Source organism: Rhodococcus sp. H29-C3 (assembly GCF_030063405.1).
Lineage (GTDB): Bacteria > Actinomycetota > Actinomycetes > Mycobacteriales > Mycobacteriaceae > Rhodococcoides.
Map to the genome: position 1 here is coordinate 47,839 of NZ_JASITC010000010.1, position 17,113 is coordinate 64,951.

13 protein-coding genes are annotated in these 17,113 nt (G+C 62.3%); 9 read left to right on the plus strand and 4 right to left on the minus strand.

Translation table 11 applies throughout. The features are described from left to right. Positions 1 to 2 precede the first annotated feature (2 nt). The 6 genes from QMK32_RS19320 to QMK32_RS19345 all read left to right on the plus strand — a co-directional run bounded on the left by QMK32_RS19320 (position 3) and on the right by QMK32_RS19345 (position 8,946). Positions 3 to 641, plus strand: a complete 639-nt coding sequence (locus QMK32_RS19320; protein WP_283476809.1) for a (2Fe-2S)-binding protein — start codon at positions 3 to 5, stop codon at positions 639 to 641. Next, on the plus strand, positions 638 to 3,130 hold the full coding sequence (gene cutA, locus QMK32_RS19325; RefSeq protein WP_283476810.1) for an aerobic carbon-monoxide dehydrogenase large subunit: 2,493 nt from the start codon (positions 638 to 640) through the stop codon (positions 3,128 to 3,130). Before QMK32_RS19320 ends, cutA begins: the two co-directional genes overlap by 4 nt. Then, positions 3,127 to 3,801, plus strand: a complete 675-nt coding sequence (locus QMK32_RS19330; RefSeq protein ID WP_283476812.1) for an SRPBCC family protein — start codon at positions 3,127 to 3,129, stop codon at positions 3,799 to 3,801. The genes cutA and QMK32_RS19330 overlap by 4 nt, the downstream gene beginning before the upstream one ends. 271 nt (positions 3,802 to 4,072) lie before the next feature. Then, positions 4,073 to 6,172 carry a hydantoinase/oxoprolinase family protein gene (locus tag QMK32_RS19335; RefSeq protein WP_269306173.1) on the plus strand — a complete coding sequence of 700 codons (2,100 nt, stop codon included), beginning with the start codon at positions 4,073 to 4,075 and terminating at the stop codon, positions 6,170 to 6,172. Continuing rightward, positions 6,172 to 8,103 (plus strand): hydantoinase B/oxoprolinase family protein, encoded by a 1,932-nt coding sequence (locus tag QMK32_RS19340; protein WP_502943702.1) that lies wholly within the window; start codon positions 6,172 to 6,174, stop codon positions 8,101 to 8,103. The genes QMK32_RS19335 and QMK32_RS19340 overlap by 1 nt, the downstream gene beginning before the upstream one ends. 9 nt (positions 8,104 to 8,112) lie before the next feature. Beyond that, complete coding sequence (locus QMK32_RS19345; RefSeq protein WP_283476814.1) at positions 8,113 to 8,946, plus strand: SDR family oxidoreductase; 834 nt, start codon at positions 8,113 to 8,115, stop codon at positions 8,944 to 8,946. A 21-nt stretch (positions 8,947 to 8,967) separates the two neighbouring features. Here QMK32_RS19345 and QMK32_RS19350 read toward each other — a convergent pair whose 3' ends face one another. Then, positions 8,968 to 9,597 (minus strand): MerR family transcriptional regulator, encoded by a 630-nt coding sequence (locus QMK32_RS19350; RefSeq protein ID WP_283476815.1) that lies wholly within the window; start codon positions 9,595 to 9,597, stop codon positions 8,968 to 8,970. A 108-nt stretch (positions 9,598 to 9,705) separates the two neighbouring features. Between QMK32_RS19350 and QMK32_RS19355 the strand changes: the two genes are divergently transcribed. Continuing rightward, positions 9,706 to 10,188: a DUF4188 domain-containing protein gene (locus QMK32_RS19355; RefSeq protein WP_283476817.1), complete on the plus strand. Its 483-nt coding sequence runs from the start codon at positions 9,706 to 9,708 to the stop codon at positions 10,186 to 10,188. Positions 10,189 to 10,469: 281 nt separating this feature from the next. Here the strand turns inward: QMK32_RS19355 and QMK32_RS19360 are convergent, their stop codons facing one another. The 3 genes from QMK32_RS19360 to QMK32_RS19370 all read right to left on the minus strand — a co-directional run bounded on the left by QMK32_RS19360 (position 10,470) and on the right by QMK32_RS19370 (position 14,899). After that, positions 10,470 to 12,065: a thiamine pyrophosphate-binding protein gene (locus QMK32_RS19360; protein ID WP_283476818.1), complete on the minus strand. Its 1,596-nt coding sequence runs from the start codon at positions 12,063 to 12,065 to the stop codon at positions 10,470 to 10,472. A 162-nt stretch (positions 12,066 to 12,227) separates the two neighbouring features. Beyond that, on the minus strand, positions 12,228 to 13,469 hold the full coding sequence (locus QMK32_RS19365; RefSeq protein WP_283476819.1) for an NAD(P)/FAD-dependent oxidoreductase: 1,242 nt from the start codon (positions 13,467 to 13,469) through the stop codon (positions 12,228 to 12,230). Further along, positions 13,466 to 14,899 (minus strand): amino acid permease, encoded by a 1,434-nt coding sequence (locus tag QMK32_RS19370; RefSeq protein ID WP_283476821.1) that lies wholly within the window; start codon positions 14,897 to 14,899, stop codon positions 13,466 to 13,468. Before QMK32_RS19370 ends, QMK32_RS19365 begins: the two co-directional genes overlap by 4 nt. Positions 14,900 to 15,127: 228 nt before the next feature. Between QMK32_RS19370 and QMK32_RS19375 the strand changes: the two genes are divergently transcribed. Together QMK32_RS19375 and QMK32_RS19380 are read left to right on the plus strand one after the other, a co-directional pair. Then, positions 15,128 to 15,730, plus strand: coding sequence for a TetR/AcrR family transcriptional regulator (locus QMK32_RS19375; protein ID WP_283476822.1), 603 nt, complete (start codon positions 15,128 to 15,130; stop codon positions 15,728 to 15,730). Positions 15,731 to 15,843: 113 nt separating this feature from the next. Beyond that, positions 15,844 to 17,061, plus strand: coding sequence for a Glu/Leu/Phe/Val dehydrogenase dimerization domain-containing protein (locus tag QMK32_RS19380; protein ID WP_283476823.1), 1,218 nt, complete (start codon positions 15,844 to 15,846; stop codon positions 17,059 to 17,061). Positions 17,062 to 17,113 lie beyond the last annotated feature (52 nt).

Here is a 17,113-nt window from a genome sequence, read left to right on the forward strand (position 1 = left end):
CGATGACAACCAAAGACGTCGAACAGCAGCTTTCCGATCTGATGGCCGAGACCGGTGAACAACACGTAGAGGTGACGTTCACCCTCAATGCCACGAAGCACACGATCCTCGTTCCTGCACGCACCATCGCCTCGGACGCCATCCGACACAACCTTCGGCAAACCGGGACACACGTGGGGTGCGAACACGGAGTGTGTGGTGCATGCACGATCTTGTTGGACGGCAAGCCCGTTCGTGCCTGCCTGATGCTCGCTGCCAGCCTCGAGGGCCACACCGTGACAACGGTCGAGGGCCTCGTGGAACCGGATGGCACCTTGCACCCTGTGCAGCAAGCATTCATGGATTGTCATGGACTCCAGTGCGGTTTCTGTACCCCCGGATTCGTCACCACCATCGCTGCATTCCTCGAAGAGAACGACTCTCCGACACAGGAGGAAGCCACCGAGGCGATTGCCGGCAACATCTGCCGGTGCACCGGTTACCAGAACATCAAGGCATCGGTATTGCGTGCTGCCGAGATCAAGCGCGAGCGAGCGGGTGAGTTCCCCCTCGGAAAAGACGACGAGTCGAGCCGGGCCGCGCTCGAAGGCAAAGTACGGGGCAAGACCAATCCTGTCGGCGGACGGGCAGGAAGAGCATGAGCGTCGCACGCAAGACCGCAGCCAAGACGTCCAACAGCACCGCCCCCCTGTTCGGTCAGCCGCTGGCACGTTCGGAGGACACCCGACTGCTCAGCGGCGAGGGTAGGTATCTCGACGATCTGGGCCATGGGGCGTTGATCGCCGCGTTCGTTCGATCGCCGCATGCCCACGCACGCATCACCGATATCGACGTCGATGCGGCGCTCGATATGCCGGGCGTCCACGCGGTCTACACGTACGAGGATTTGGCCGAGGATTCCGAGGCGATGGCAGAGGGCCTACCGCTGCTTATCCCCCACCCCGCAATTATTGCTCCTCGCAACGGTTTTCCGTTGGCCAAAGACGAGGTCAATCATGTCGGCGAAGCGATCGTCATGGTGGTGGCGCGCAACCGGTATGTCGCCGAGGATGCGTGCGCCAGTATCGACGTGACCTACGAAATCCTCGACCCGGTGGTGGGGATCGATACAGCTCGCCGCGCCGACCGACAGGTCCACGCTGATGTGCCGGACAACGTCGCCGCGCACCTACACCACGGTTTCGGTGACATCGATGCAGAATTGGCGCGCGCACCGCACCGGATCACGCTGAACCTCGAGGTAGAGCGATCGGCGTCGATGCCGATGGAGGGCAAGGGAGTCTACGCACGGTGGGACAGTGACGAGGAAACCCTGACCTTCTGGTCGTCGACGCAAACCTCGACCTCGGTCCGCGCTGCTGTCGCTGCGCGACTCGGCATGGCCATGAACAAGGTGCACTGCATCGCCCCCGACGTCGGCGGCGGCTTCGGCGTCAAGATCATGCATCCCTGGCCCGAGGAAGTCATGGTGACCTGGGCCGCCCGCCAACTGGGCAAGGCCGGCATCTCGAACGAAGTCAAATGGGTGGAAGACCGCCGCGAACACTTCATTTCGAGCGCCCACGAACGCGGTCAGGTGCAGGAAGTCACGGTTGGATTCGACGACGACGGCCGCATGCTCGCATTCGACTTCACGCTCTGGCACGACAACGGCGCCTACCTGCCGTACGGGATCATCGTTCTCATCAATACTGCGACGCAGGTGCTCGGCCCGTACAAGCCGGTATCTTTCCGCGTCAACGGCTATTCGCTCTACACCAACACTGTGATCGTCATCCCGTATCGCGGTGCAGGTCGACCGCAAGGTGTCTTCGCGATGGAGCGGTCGATGGATGCGATCGCCAAGTATCTCGGTAAGGACCGGATCGAGGTTCGCGAGAAGAACATTATCAGGCCCGAGGAAATGCCGTACGACTTCGGTCTGATGTTCCAGGACGGCCGTCCGCTGATCTACGACACGGGCAACTACCAGGCCGGTATCGACAAGCTGAAAGCCCTCATCAACTGGGACGACTTCCCCGCCTACAAAAAACAGGCTGCGGCGGAGGGTCGGAGTGTCGGAATCGGTGTCGGCGCCTATGTGGAGGGCACCGGACCAGGACCTTACGAGGGTGCACACGTCCTCATCGAAACCTCGGGCAAGATCAAGGGCGCGACCGGGTTGACCACCCAGGGACAGGGCCACCAGACGACCTTCGCCCAGATCGTCGCCGACGACTTGGGCGTGGACATGTCCGACATCGAGATCGTGACCGGCGATACCCGTCGATTCGGTTATGCCGTTGGAACTTTCGCATCTCGTGGTGCAGTCATGGCCGGCTCGGCCTTCCACGTTGCAGCCCAGATGGTGGCGGAGAAAGCGAAGAAGGTCGCCGGCAATGCACTCGAGATCGATCCACTCGACCTCGAACTACGCGGTGGACACGTCTGCAAAATCGGTACCGAACCCGGCGCCGAGGGCACGTCCATTACTCTTGGAATTGTTGCCGTACTGTCGAATCCGCTTCGGTACGCTTTCGATGCGGAGTCCCGGCTTGCAACACAGTTTGCCAACGTGGACACCGACATGACGATTCCGCCGATCCCGGAGGGCGAGCAGCCGGGGTTGGAGGCCACCGGTTACTACTCTCCGCCGCGGTCGACGTTCGCGTCCGGTATTCACGCTGCCATCGTGGCAACCGACCCCGTGACGGCAGAGATCCACGTGGAGCGTTACGCCGTCGTTCACGACTGCGGCAACGTAATCAACCCGAGGATCGTCGAAGGCCAGATCCACGGCGGCGTCGCGCAGGGAATCGGCGGGGCGCTCTACGAGAAGATCGTCTACGACGAGCACGGGCAGTTGCTCAACGCGTCGTTCATGGACTTCCTGTTGCCGTTCGTGACCGAGGTCCCCGATTCGATCGAGATCGACCACACCGTCACCCCGTCCGGACTCAACCCGCTGGGCATGAAGGGCGCCGGTGAAGCCGGAGTCATCCCGACCACCGCCGTCATTGCAGCAGCTATCGAAGACGCCGAGGGCATACCGATCACCTCGATGCCCATTTCCCCATCCGACCTGTTCGAGCTCCGACTCTCACACGCAAGCGCCGAGTCGGAAGATGAATCACCCAAGGAGAACTCATGAGAATCGCAGGCACCGCGAAGCTGACAGCACCTCCGGAGGAGGTGTACGACAGCATGCAGGACGGCCGAGTGCTGGCGGCGACGATTCCCGGAGTGCAGTCACTCGATCAATTGAGCGACGACCACTACAAGCTCTCGTTGATTGCCGGTGTGGCAGCCATCAAGGGCACGTACGACGGTGAGGTCAGGCTCTCGCAGCAGAACCGGCCCGAGTCCTTCGTGATGACCGCTTCCGGGGCAGGAGCGCCGGGCACGGTGCGCGCCGACGTCACCATCAGGTTGGAGCCGACCGAAAGTGGCGGCACGCTCCTGAGCTACGACGCCGATGCCGTCGTCGGCGGCATGGTCGGTGGCGTCGGTCAGCGGATGATCACCGGTGTCGCCAAGAAGATGGCGGGCGTGTTCTTCAACGGACTCGATGGCGTCATCGCCAACGGGATTCCAGAGGCGACTCCCGAGGCCGCGGCAGTGGTCGCTGCAGACGGTACCGCGCCGGAGGCAGCCACCGGCGGTGTTGCTCTACCGATCGGTGCTGGTGCGCAGCGTGTCGGCGCAGGGCCGGTGCCGGCAGGTGCGTCGGCGCAGAGTGTCTTGATCGCCGCTGCGGCCGGGGCGGCTATCGCGTTGGCCGGTGTTCTCGTGGGCGGCATTCTGGTTCGAAAAGAACGGTAAGTCACCACTACTGGGGAGTGATTCCCAGCGCAACCTCGACTGCGAAAGGCCGCCCTTCCCTGTCAGGGAGGGCGGCCTTTCGCATTGCCGTCGCAATGTGTGCCAGTCCCCCGCCCGCTCCTCGCGTCGGGAAACACAAATGAAGCGAGCGAGTTTGGCACCTTGTGACAAAGATACTGACGCGCTGAAGGAGTCCACTATCACTAGACGTCAGGCACGCGCAGACCCGATCGGCGGTCGCGCTGCCTACGAACCCAATCAAGGAGGAAGCGTGGAGCCAAGAAAGATTCGGGTCGGGATCGACACCGGTGGAACATTCACCGATGTGGTGGCAGTGGACGAAGAGTCCGGTGAAATGGCCACCACGAAGACTCCCTCCACTCCGGCAGATCCAGCCGAAGGATTCCTCGCCGGGATCGACAAAGTCCTGCAGCAACTCGGGGTCACGGGTGACTCGCTGAGCGCAGTGAGTCACGGCACCACCGTTGCCACCAACAAGCTGCTCGAAGGCAAGGTCGAGAACCTCGGGTTCATCACCACCGAGGGTTACGAGCATGTGCTCGAGATTGCTCGCCAGTCGGTACCCGACGGTTACGGCAACTCGTACTTCTGGGTCAAGCCCGAACGTATCGTCCCGGCCCATCGCGTCCGCACCATCCGTGGCCGGTTGTACTTCGATGGCACCGAGATTCGTCCGCTCAACGAGGACGATGTTCGCGATGCTGCACGGTTCTTCAAGGCAGAGGGAGTCAAGACCCTCGGTGTGTGCCTCGTGCACTCCTATGCCAACCCTGATCACGAACAGCGCGTGCGGGACATCCTCCTCGAGGAATACCCCGAGGCGACGGTCAGCATCTCGACCGAAGTTCTGCGTGAGTACCGCGAGTTCGAGCGGTCCATCACGACATTGGTGGATGCGGCCGTGAAGCCGAACATCCGCAACTACGTCAACAACATCGCCACCCGGCTGCGTGAGTTCGCCACCGAGTCGGGCGAAGCCCGCGATGTTCCGTTCTACGTCATGAAGTCCAACGGTGGTGTTCTCTCCGCCAAAGAGGTTGTCAATCAGCCGATCACGACTGTTCTGTCCGGGCCCGCAGCCGGCGCCCTCGGTGCAGCGTTGGTGGCCAGTGCAGCGGGCGTCGATCAGGTGCTCACCTGCGATGGCGGCGGCACCTCCACCGACGTGACCGTAGTGGTCCACGGCGAGCCTGCTTTGACGACCGAAGGACGCGTCGGAAACTATCCGTCCAAGATTCCGATGATCGACGTGGTCACCGTCGGCGCCGGCGGCGGGTCGATTGCCTGGATGACTCCTGAGGGAACCCTGCGTGTCGGACCGCAGTCTGCCGGTGCCGATCCAGGCCCGATGTGTTACGGCAACGGCGGTTCCGCTCCGACCATCACCGATGCGCATGTACTCCTGGGCCGGATACCTCCCCACCTGCTCGGCGGTGAGATCCCGCTCGACACCGATCTGGCGAGAAAGGGTATCGAACAACTGGCACAAGAGTTGTCGCTGGAGATCGAGGCTTGCGGAACCGGAATCCTCGAAGTGTCCGCCTGGAATCAGGCCAACGCACTTCGTCAGATTTCCGTCAAGCGTGGACTCGATGTACGTGACTTCACCCTCGTGACGTTCGGTGGATCCGGTTCACTGCTCGCCTGCAGGTTGATGGACATCCTGGGACTGAAAGATGTTCTGGTACCGCTCAATCCAGGTAACGTATCCGCCTTCGGTCTGCTGACCGTCGATGTGCGCAACGATTACGTCCAGACTCACGTCAGTCGGCACGACCGTCTCCGTGCAGAGGACTTGCAGTCCGAACTCGAAGTTCTCGCCGAGCGTGCGGATGCCGCACTGGCAGGAGAGGGCTTCGCGCCCGAAGATCGCCAGTACGCACGCACCGCAGATCTGCGCTACTTCGGTCAGGCCTTCGAGGTTCGAGTGCCGATCGTAGACGGCGACATCACCCAGTCGACGATGGATCAAGCAGCGGAGGCCTTCCACGAGGCGCACCGCGAGCTCTACGGTTACGACTTCCGCAGCGACAAGAGCCAGTTCGTCGAGTGGGTCAACCTGCGGGTCAGCGGTATCGGCCCGATCAAGCGACCGGTGTTGTCCGAGATTGCCAAGGGAAGCGGCGCCGAAGTCGCGCGAACGGGAACGCGTCGGGCCTACTTCGACGGCTGGCACGAGACCGCGATCTACGATCGCCCGGCGCTCGGTGCCGGTGACTCCATCGAAGGACCGGCCGTCATCGAGGAGTTCAGCTCCACCGTGCCGGTGGATCCCGGATTCTCCGCTCACATCGACAACTTCGGAAACATCCGCATCACCAGGAATCTCGACTCGAACGGAGCGCACTGATGACTGTCATCGACATGGTTAACAACAAGCCCTACCGATTGACTCCCGTCGACGCACCCGCGCCCGACCCCGTCCTCGTCGAGATCGTGGCCGGGTATCTCGCGAGCGTCGAAATGGAGGTGGAGACTGCCATTGCGCGGACCTCCCGCTCGCCGATGATCCGCGACGCACACGATTTCCGCGCAGGAATCTACGACCGGAACATGCGCAAGCTCACCGGCCGCTCCTACTCCGCACTGGTGCAGCCCGTGGTCCGCGACTTCCCCATCGACACGATGAAGCCCGGGGACGTCTTCTTCCACAACGACGTCTACCTCTCCGAAGGCGGCATCGGCCACCTCCCCGACCTTTGCGTCACGGTCCCCGTGTTCGCAACGCTTCCCGGGGCGGACGAGCCCTCGGTCGTCGCGTTCGTGCAGGCCTTCGGCCACCACGACGATATCGGCGGCTGCTGCCCCGGGTCCATGCCGTCCGGCGCCACCTCGGTCTACGAGGAGGGGCTGATGGTCCCGCCGATCAAGCTGTGGGACCAGGGCGTGCCCAACGAGGCGGCGCTGCGAATCATGACCCGCAACTCCCGGATGCCCGACGCGTTGGCCGCCGACCTGGACGCCGAGTGCTCGGCCTGCCTGATGGGTGCGCGCAGGCTGACGGAGCTGTTCGAGCGCTACGGCGTCGAGACCATCGAGGGCTGCTTCGACGCTTCGATGGATGCCTGCACCGAGACCTATCGGCGCGAGATCCTGTCCAAGATCCCTGTTGGGGAGTACACCTGGGAGGACTACGCCGAGCACGACGGCGTCGACGAGCCGATGCTGCACGTGCAACGGATCACGATGACCAAGACCGCGCCCGAGGACGAGGGCGGCGAGCGGCTGATCCTCGACTTCACCGGCACCGGCCCGCAGGCGAAGGGGCCGATCAACCACTGCGGCGATTACGCCGACGGCAACTTCCTGGCGAAGTGGCTGGCGCCGGTGCTTCGCAGCCTCGCCGACACCCCGGAGCGGATGGCCGAGCTCGACGTCAACGAGGGCATCATCCCTCTGATCGAGATGAAGTTCCCGGAGCCGGGCACGCTGATCACTCCGATCTTCCCGGCACCCACCAACGCCCGCACGTTCGTGATCCTGCGACTGCTCGGCGTACTCACCGGTGCTATCGCGAAGGCCGTCGACGGCAACATGCCCGCCGACCAGGAGACCATCCGCTACACCGGCGTCTACGGTGAGGACTTCGAGGGCCAGTCCTACCTCATGCGTGAGGTGCTCGGCGGTGGCTCGGGCGGGCGTTATTACGCGGACGGTGAGGACACCATCCACGTGGTGCCCGACTCGCGAAATCTTCCGACCGAGTTCACCGAGAGCCGGTTCCCCTTCATCGTCGAAAAGCTCGGCCTGGCAAAAGATTCAGGCGGAGCAGGACGCTACCGCGGCGGCCTCGGGTACGAGAAGCACATTCGGATGCTCAAGGATGCGCACTTCATGTCCATCGCCGACCGCTCCATCCTCGCCTGCTGGGGTGTCAAGGGTGGCAAGGCCGGGTCGCCGTTCTCCGTGGTGATCAACCCGGGTGAGCCCAACGAGCGGCTCTTCGACGCGCTCACCGACGCGGAGCCGATCCGTGCCGGGGAGACGTTCCGGATTCGCACCACGGGAGGCGGAGGCTGGGGCGATCCGCTCGAGCGTCCCGTCGAGGAAGTGGAGCGCGATGTGTTGTGGAACAAAGTATCTCGCGAGGTCGCTGCCAAAGACTATGGTGTGGTCATCGCCGAGGGCGAGGCGAACGCAGATGCGTCGGCGTCGGAGAAGCTTCGCGCCGAGATGCGCGGCGCACGCGCGGACAACGAGCCTTTCTTCGATCGGGGGCCAGGTTACGAACGGCTCTCCGGCGGTGCGAAGTTCGCCAAGTACGACTTCCTCGACAGCTGACGTTCGCCCGTGAACAGTGAAACCGCCTGTGGCACCGACATTGCAATCGTCGGTGCCACAGGCAAGACCGGAAAGGCCGTGGTCACCGCTCTCGAAGGGCGGGCCACGGTCCGGCAGCTGAGCCGCACCGCACCAGATCATCCGATCGATCTGGACACCGGCGAAGGCTTGCAGGGAGCCTTCAGTGGATGCACTGGGATGTACTTCATCGCACCCAACCTGCATCCGGACGAGCCCGCCGCACTTAGACGAGCGTTGGAGGCCGCGAGTGAGGCAGGGGTGGATCATGTTGTCTACCACTCGGTCGCGTGGCCCTACAGTCCGCGGATGCCGCACCACATGGACAAAGCCCGATGCGAAGACGACCTGCGGGCATTCGCCTCACGTCATTCACTGCGTTGGACCATCCTGCAGCCCTGCGCCTATGCGCAGAATTTCGATTCGATACTCACCGGAGAATCCACCGACCTCGTGGTGCCGTACAGCACCGAATCGAAATTTTCCTTCGTAAGCCTCGGCGACGTCGCCGAGATTGCCGCCCGAGTTCTCCTGGCAACCGAGGAGCATCACGGGGCCACGTACGAACTCGGCGGCCCCGAGGCAATGAGCGTCGGAGACGTGGTTCGACTCATCGAGGAGATGACGTCACGGTCGGTGGCGGTGGAACAACTCGATGTCGAGCAATGGATGCACGCCTACGGGCAGAGCCTCGGCGTCGATGGCCGGGCCCGACTCGGGGCGATGTTCGAGTTCTACGACGATCGAGACTTCCTGGCCGGCGGAATGGCGACCAAGGCCCTGCTCGGACGGGACCCGGCACCGGTGCGCGCTCTGGTTCGCTGAACCGCCCAGTTACGCAAGCGCCTACTTGTCCCTATCGATTCGGAAGCTGGCGGCTTCGAGCGCGAGGCGTCGAATCTCGGCGAGGGCTCGTTCGAGTATCACGGTCCCGAGAAGCATCGTCTCGACGGCAGCCGTGCGGTCCGGCATGGCTCGGGCGTATTCCACTTGAGCCTTGGCGGTCCGCTCGACGGTATCGGCTGCTGCATCGAAGTCGGTGAGCATTATCGGGAAGTCGAATCTGCGTAGTGTGGCAACAAGTTCGGCCAGCCGGTGTGGCGCGGGAGCATTCGGCTCGATATTCCAATCCCTGTCGGCGAGCCATGTCTGCACCTCACCGTAGGCAGTCTTCACCTCGACCGGCTCGTCTTCGTCGGGGAGCTGGTCGAGGCCATGCATGACCGCCCCGAATGCATCGTGGATCGACGTCGAGTCATCTTCGACTGCGGCCAGTGTTGCGCGCACATGCGAGATCGAGAGTCCGCCGATGTCGATCAGGGAGCGAATCAATCGCAGTCGGCGGACGTGATGTTCGCTGTACACAGCTTGGTTGGTCGCCGTCTGCGCGCCACCGACCAGCAGACCTTCACGCAGGTAGTACTTGATGGATGCAATGGACACCCCGCTGCGCTGGCTGAGTTCGGAAACCCTCACCGCTGCACCCTTGACATCATTTATCGATAGTAGCACTATCCATTATGGATAGAGACGCTATCGGTGCCGTGCGATCGCCTGCGGAGCCGTCAACGAAGGGATGCGTGCATGATCCGAAGTCGAGTCCAGACCGGCCGGTACACCGCAGCGGTCGAAGGTGAGTTCGTCGTCTTCCTCATCGGCATACGCCTCAACAAGCTATGGAAGATCCACAAGTGGATCGGCCCATTCCTCGCCATGCCGCGAATGCTGCGAGAGTTGCAACAGCACCCTGACAAGGGCCTGCTGGGCGCTCGGATGTCGTTGGGGGGCCGCACGATCACCGTGGTGCAGTACTGGCGCAGCTTCGACCAACTCGAAGCATTTGCGAAGAACCCGAACGATCCACACCTCCCGGCATGGAAGGCGTTCAACAAACGCGTCGGCACCGGCGGCGACGTCGGGGTCTACCACGAGACATACCGTGTCAGCACTGGTCAGCACGAGTCGATCTACTCGAACATGCCCATCATGGGGCTAGCCGCAGCCGGCAGATCGGTCGCAGTAGGAAAGCGCAGTGAAACAGCGAGAGCACGCATCGCGGGGTCATGAACGGGGATTCCGGTTGTGCAGGCAATTCTGGCGCTGTTCGCTATCGGATTCCCGGCCGACGACTGATGGATCCTCCTCGTGGTAGACACCCGACGCCGATCAGGAGCCCGATTCGGTAGCGGCGCAATACCCACTGCGCTCACCCGCCTTGCTTGACAAATTCTGACTGTTCACCGGCGTTCCGGCCCCACTCGGCGCTGACAGAGTGGGGCCTTCTGTGCGTCACGTCCAGGAACCGGCGCCAGTGACGGTCGATGCCCGGACAACCTCTCACAGCCGGCTCATACTGATGTCTCTCGAATGTGAATGATCGTCGGCCGATCTGCCGCAAAGGCTTTGGCCACTGCGGCGGTCAACTGCTCCGCCGACTCGATCCCCACTCCCAGAGCACCCACGGTCTGGGCTAGCGCCGGGAAATCGATCGGTGCCAGATCGACCGCATGCACTATGTCGGCCCGATCGGCCATCTCATTGCGGATCTCCCCGTAGCCACCGTTGTCTACCACGATGACCGGCAGCGCGATGCGTAATTCCGCAGCAGCCGCCAACTCCGCGATGGTGAACATCACGCCACCGTCGCCCAGAATGGCGACCACCTGTCGGTCCCCCGCCGCCACCTTGGCTCCGATCGCTGCCGGCAGTCCATAACCGAGGGTGCCGACACCGGTCGGATACAGGAACGAGCGCGGTCGATGCAGCGGCAGGTTCGCCATCGCCCCGTAATAGCAGGCCATTGTGCTGTCGCCGACGACAATCGCATCCTCATCGAGAGCTTGTGCAAGTGCCTCGACGATACCGAGGTAGTTTTTGCCCTCAGCGCGGGAATCCGCGCGCAGGCGCTCCCGCCACTGTGCGGCGCGATCGGCGGCAGGATCTCTGCTCATTCCGTCGATAAGTTCGTCCAGCGTATGAGCTGCGTCGCCGACGAGGGCCACGTCGGGCACTCCGTTCGTGTAAATAGATGTCGGGTCGATGTCGATGCGAATGAGTTTGCCCGTCGCTTCGAGCGGCCCGTACCAGAAGTCTGACGGCGCCAATTCCGTACCGACTGCCAGCACCACGTCCGACTCCGCGACCAGTTTTGCTACTGATGGCAGATGGACGCCTGCTCCCAGTGACAGTGGATGACTCTCGGGTAGCACGCCTTTGCCGTTGGTAGTGGTGATAACCGGAGCTCCGAGAATTTCGGCCAGAAGCTTCAGTGGTCCGGAGGCAGTGGACGATCCGCCACCAGCGATGATCATCGGGGCGACCGCTGCCGTCAACAGAGTGCGGGCTTGGGTCACATCTTCCTCGCGGGCAGCGACGACCGCGCCTCTCACTGGCCCTGGCACGCGCACGTCCGCGATCTCGTCCAGGATGTCCAGCGGGATCTCGAGGAACGCCGGGCGCGGCCGACCCGTGGTCATCGCCGCGAAGCATTGTGCGACGGCGAGCGGGATCTCCGCGACGCTGGTGACCCGCTGACTGTGCCCGACGATCGCATCCATAGCACCGATCTGGTCTTTGATCTCGTGCAAGATACCGTTGCCGTGCCCGGGGTGTCGTAGAGGTAGGCCCGGTGAGATCAACAAAACGGGGATCGAGTCCGAGTAGGCCTGTGCCGCGGCGGCTGCGGCGTTGAGAATCGCCGGACCGGATGTGGTGACGACGACGCCCGGTGCGCCGGTGGTTCGTGCGTAACCGTCGGCCGCGTATCCAGCACCTTGTTCGTGCCGGGTCAGCACATGGGTGATCTCGGAATCGGCGAGGGCGCTGTAGATCGGCAGATTGTGTGTGCCGGGGATGCCGAACACGACGCGCACGCCGTGCGCCTCCAGCGCGGCGACCAGTGCTTGGCCGCCAGTCATCGTGGTGGTCATGTCAGTTGTCGGCATGTCAGCCCTCGTTTCGGGAATCGGTGTGAATGGTGAATTTGAGGTGGGTTGGCTGCGGACGGGTAACTTCTCGACTTTACATATTGACTGATTCACCAGTTAATTATGGAGAGCGCACCGATACCATGTCCATAGTCACGGGGACCGCTCCGATCTCCGCGTTCACCGCAGCGGATCGAACGCAGCGATGTCCTTCGGTATCGTGCGCGTGCATATAGCCTCGGCCAATAGCCGGCCGGTGGCAGGGCCCAGTGTCATCCCTTCCATTCCGTGGCCGCCCGCGACGAACACTCGCGGCGAATTGGTCCGCCCGATCAGCGGGAGACCGTCTGCCGTGCAGGGGCGCGAACCCACCCACTCGTCACGCCTGTCGTCCAACTCCACACCACGCAAGAGGGGGCGAACCGACTCGACAATTGCTTCTATCCTGCGCGGATCCAACGGGGCGTCGTGCGGACGGAACTCCATCATCCCGGCCACCCGAATCCGATCGCCGAGTGGCGTGCAGACAACCGAGCTGGTCGGGAAATACAGCGGGCCCTCCGGCATACGTTCGGGCTCGACAGAAAAGCTGTAGCCGCGGCCTGCGCGCACCTGCGCACGTACCCCGAATGGCCTAGCCAATGGATTCAACTCCGCCCCGTTGGCGAGCACAACGGAATCGAAGTCCACGTCGAGATCGTCACCGACCACCGATACGCGCGGCCCGTGGTCGTGCACTGCCGTGACCTTGGCGCTGCTTCGCAGCAAACCTCCGCGTGCGACGAACGAATCCGCCAGTGCCGCAACGAAGGCGGGCGGGTGCAGATAGCGTTGGCCTCGCAAGAGGAGTGCCCCGCGTATGTTCATCGACAGCAACGGTGCCATTGCACGCGCGTCCTCGACGGACACTCGCTCGATCTCCACATGCTGTCCGGTGGCGGCGATTTTGCACCCCTCGTCCAGCAACGTCTGGGCCTGGGCCGGGTCCGTGTAGGCGACGATGAACGGATCGGCGTCGTGGATCGGACCTTCGACCCCACCGTTGGTCAGTATGTCGAACGCGTCGAGCGCCTGGCCATTGATACCGACCAGCTTTTTCATTCCTGAACGCCATCGGCGAGAAGTGCTGTTTCGGGTGAATCGCGCAAGGAACCCGATGAGATCGGGGTCGACGCTGAGCGGTACGTACAGCGGCGATGTCGGCCGCAGCAGCTGACGAATGCCATGCGTGAGCGTGGATGGCTCGGGTAGCGGTGTGCTCAGCGTCGGCGTGATCCAGCCGGCATTGCCCCATGAAGCACCGGCCGCGGGGCCCGTCTTGTCGAAAACCGTCACCTCGGCTCCTCGCTGCTGGAGAAACCAGGCTGTGGAAAGCCCGACCATGCCGGCACCGACCACCGCGACGGTGTAGTGGGTGCTCATTGAACGGTTCTGTCGAGATTTCGCTTGACCACGAAGTGGTAAACGAGGTAGCACACAGGCACCACTCCCAAGCCCAGGCCCAGTGAGAGACGTTGCGTCGAATCGAAGGCCATCGCGACAAAGACCGCGATGTTCATCAGGATGACCAGGATTGGCGTAATCGGAAACATCGGCGCCGCGTAGGGGAGGTCCGACACCTTTCCGCCGTCCGCGATGAATTCGCGCCGGAACTTGTACTGGGACAACGCGATGGTCATCCAGCTGAGCGCACCACCCACCCCGCTGACGGAGATCAAGAAGATGAAGAGAGTGTCCGAAGCGACGACGTTGGACAGCAAAGAGAGAAGCCCGAAGGCGAGCGTGACGATCAAGGCGACGAGCGGCACGCCGCGCTTTGTGGTGCGACCGAAAGACTTCGGTGCCGCGCGTTCTTGGGAGAGTGACCAGAGGATGCGGGTGCACATGTACAGGCCGGTGTTGCCGACCGACAGGACCGCGATGAGCACGACAAAGTTCATGATACTGGCGGAGTAAGGGATGCCGATGTTGGTCAAAACCGTGACGAAGGGGCTTTCGTCAAGGCCTACTTGGTCCCAAGGAATCAGTGCGATGAGGATGACGATCGCCCCGAGGTACAAAAATACGAGTCGGAACACGATGGTCTTGACGGCGCGTGGGACGGCCTCGCTCGGGTTCTCGGTCTCTCCGGCGGCGACGCCCATGACCTCCGAGCCCATGAACGTGTAAATCACTGTCATCATCGCGGCAAACACGGCGCCGAAGCTCGCGGGAAAGAACCCGCCGTGATCGAAGAAGTTGGAAAGAAGCGGAGGGGGTTGATTGTCCGCTCCGATGACGCCGAACACTGCCAGGCCGCCCAGAATGATGAACAGTGCCACCGCAAGCACCTTGATGCCGGCCAGCAGGTATTCGGTCTCGGCAAAGGAGCGTGTGGTGAAGCAATTGATGAGGAAGAGGACGGTGATGAATACTGCCGACCAGATCCAAGTCGGCGTGTCTGGAAACCAGTATTTCATGATGATTCCAGCGGAGAGAAACTCCAATCCGATGAAGGCGGCCCAGCTCAACCAGTAGATCCAGCCGATACTAAACCCCGTTGCGGGACCGATGAATCTGGTGGCATGGGCTTGAAATGAACCCGACACCGGCATCACAACCGAGAGTTCTCCGAGGCAGACCATCGTCAGGTAGAGCAGAAAGCCGCCGACTATGTACGCGACGATGGTTCCGCCGGGACCGGCCTGACCAATGACTTGCCCCGTTCCGAGGAACAACCCGGTCCCGATAACGCCGGCGAGGGTGATCATGAACAGGTGACGACTCTTCATCACCCGTTTGAGCTGCTTACCCTCGGGGGCCACCGAAACCGCGGGGCTCTCCGATTCCGTGAGTTTGTCGGATGTAGTCATACGCAGTAACTCCTTTGCCGGGTCAGTAGTGGAATTTTCGATCACAGCGATTACTCCTCGAAATTCTGTGGCTTCGGTGTGAGTCGCTGCTCCCGCGGACCGACGCCTCTGGCGCTTCACGTAACTGACTGGTCACTCAGTCAGGTGTGACAACTGTGCGATACGCATCACACTTTTGTCAACCCTCGACTTGGATCACACTCTTACAAATTAGCGATAGCACGTACCATGACTTCCGTGACACGGGCGAAAGCGGATGCAGTGGGCCGCCGCGAAGACATCCTCAACGCGACCCTCGCGATGATCGAGGACAAGGGCATCGACCAGGTTCGTGGTGCCGACCTCGCCAAACGTGTAGGCGTAAGCGTGGGATTGATTTTTTACCATTTCGACAACCTCGAAAACTTGATCATTTCTGCGCTCCGCTTGGCCGCTAGCCGCGACATGGAACACCTTCACGCCATGCTCGAGAGTGTTGATGGCGACGTAACCACTCGCGTGTATGCGGTCCTGCACGAGTACGGCCCCACCGGAACCGCATTCGGCTGGCGCCTCTGGGTGGAGTCATGGTCCGCGAGCCTGCGCAATCCGGAATTGCGCAAGGTCATCAGGATGCTCGACGCGGGTTGGCGCGATGTCCTGATCGAACTTATCGACGAGGGAACGAAGTCCGGCGAGTTCCGATGCCCTGACCCGGCGGCAGCAGCGTGGCGCATAACTTCACTCCTGGACGGGCTGGCAGTGCAGGTCGTCGTTTTCGACGAGGCTGTATCCAACGAACAGGTCGCCGACTGGACGCGCCTCACGGTCTCCCGCGAGCTGAACGGCTGACCTTCAGCCGCTGTGTAGGTATCCCGATCTGCCTCGACCTTTGACGCAGATAATGATGCGTGTCACACTGACTGAGTACTCAGTTAGCTACTCACTCAGGAGTCCGTATGTCCATGACCCTTCCGAACGCAAGCAAAATGAACGGTGTCGACCGCGACGACGCGGCCATTTACGAGGCCGTCTGGCGTGACACCGAGAGTGACGCGACGGGTTACCTCGTCATCGATACCCTCGTGCGTGGCGTTGCCTCGGGCGGCTTGCGTATGCGTGCCGGGTGCACGATGGACGAGGTCAGAGGATTGGCCCGTGGGATGACGCTCAAGGAAGCGATCCACTTCCAGGACGGCGCCCACTATGTTCCGCTCGGTGGCGCGAAGGGCGGAATCGACTTCGACCCTTACCATCCCGATGCGGACGGCGTACTCCGCCGCTTTCTTGCAGCGATGGGCCCAATGATCGAGAAGCGTTGGACTATGGGCGAGGACTTCGGCATCCAGCAGGCAACGATCGATGCGATGCTGAACGATCAGGGCCTCGAAAGTTCCATTCAGGCTGCCTACCGGGTCGTGGCAGATCCGGATGCTGCGAAGCTACGGATGAAGACCGCGTTCGCGAGCGTTGTGGACGGGATTCAGCTGGACGAGCTGGTCGGCGGTTACGGTGTGGCACAGGCCGCACTGGCCGCAATGGAGCAGCGTGGCCTCGCGCCTTCCGGCTCGCGCGCCGTCATACAGGGATTCGGATCGATGGGCGGCGCAACGGCCCGTTACCTCGCTAAGGCCGGAGTACGCATCGTCGGAATCGTCGACGTCGAGGGAGTTGTCGTCAACGACGAAGGCTTGGACGTCGAAGAGTTGCTGCGCACACGGAGCGCCAAGGGCAATGTCGATCGTACGAGGTTGCGTGTCGACGATCGCCAGCTGGCTGCATCCGAATGGCTGTCGATCGAGAGCGAAGTGCTGGTCCCCGCTGCCGTCTCGTACTGTATCGACGAGACCAACCAGGCTGATATCCGTGCCCAGCTGATCGTAGAAGCCGCCAATATGCCGGTCACTCCCGAGGCAGAGAAGCTACTGGCCGACCGCGGCGTACAGGTCTCCCCCGACTTCGTTGCCAACTCGTCGACCAACGCGTGGTGGTGGTGGGTGTTCTTCGGCGACGTCGACGGCACGCCCGAGCAGTCTTTTCGCCAGATCGCTGACCGCATGCAGACGCTCAGTAATGAGATGTTCGATGTCGCCGCCGAGAATCGCGTCACCCTCCGGGAGGCCGCATTCGACCTGGCTTCACAGCGTCTCGGAACCATCCGACAAGAATTCTCGACCTACTGAGACGTGCACACTGCTGGCGGCCAGCTACCGACGAAATCAATCGACATCGCCG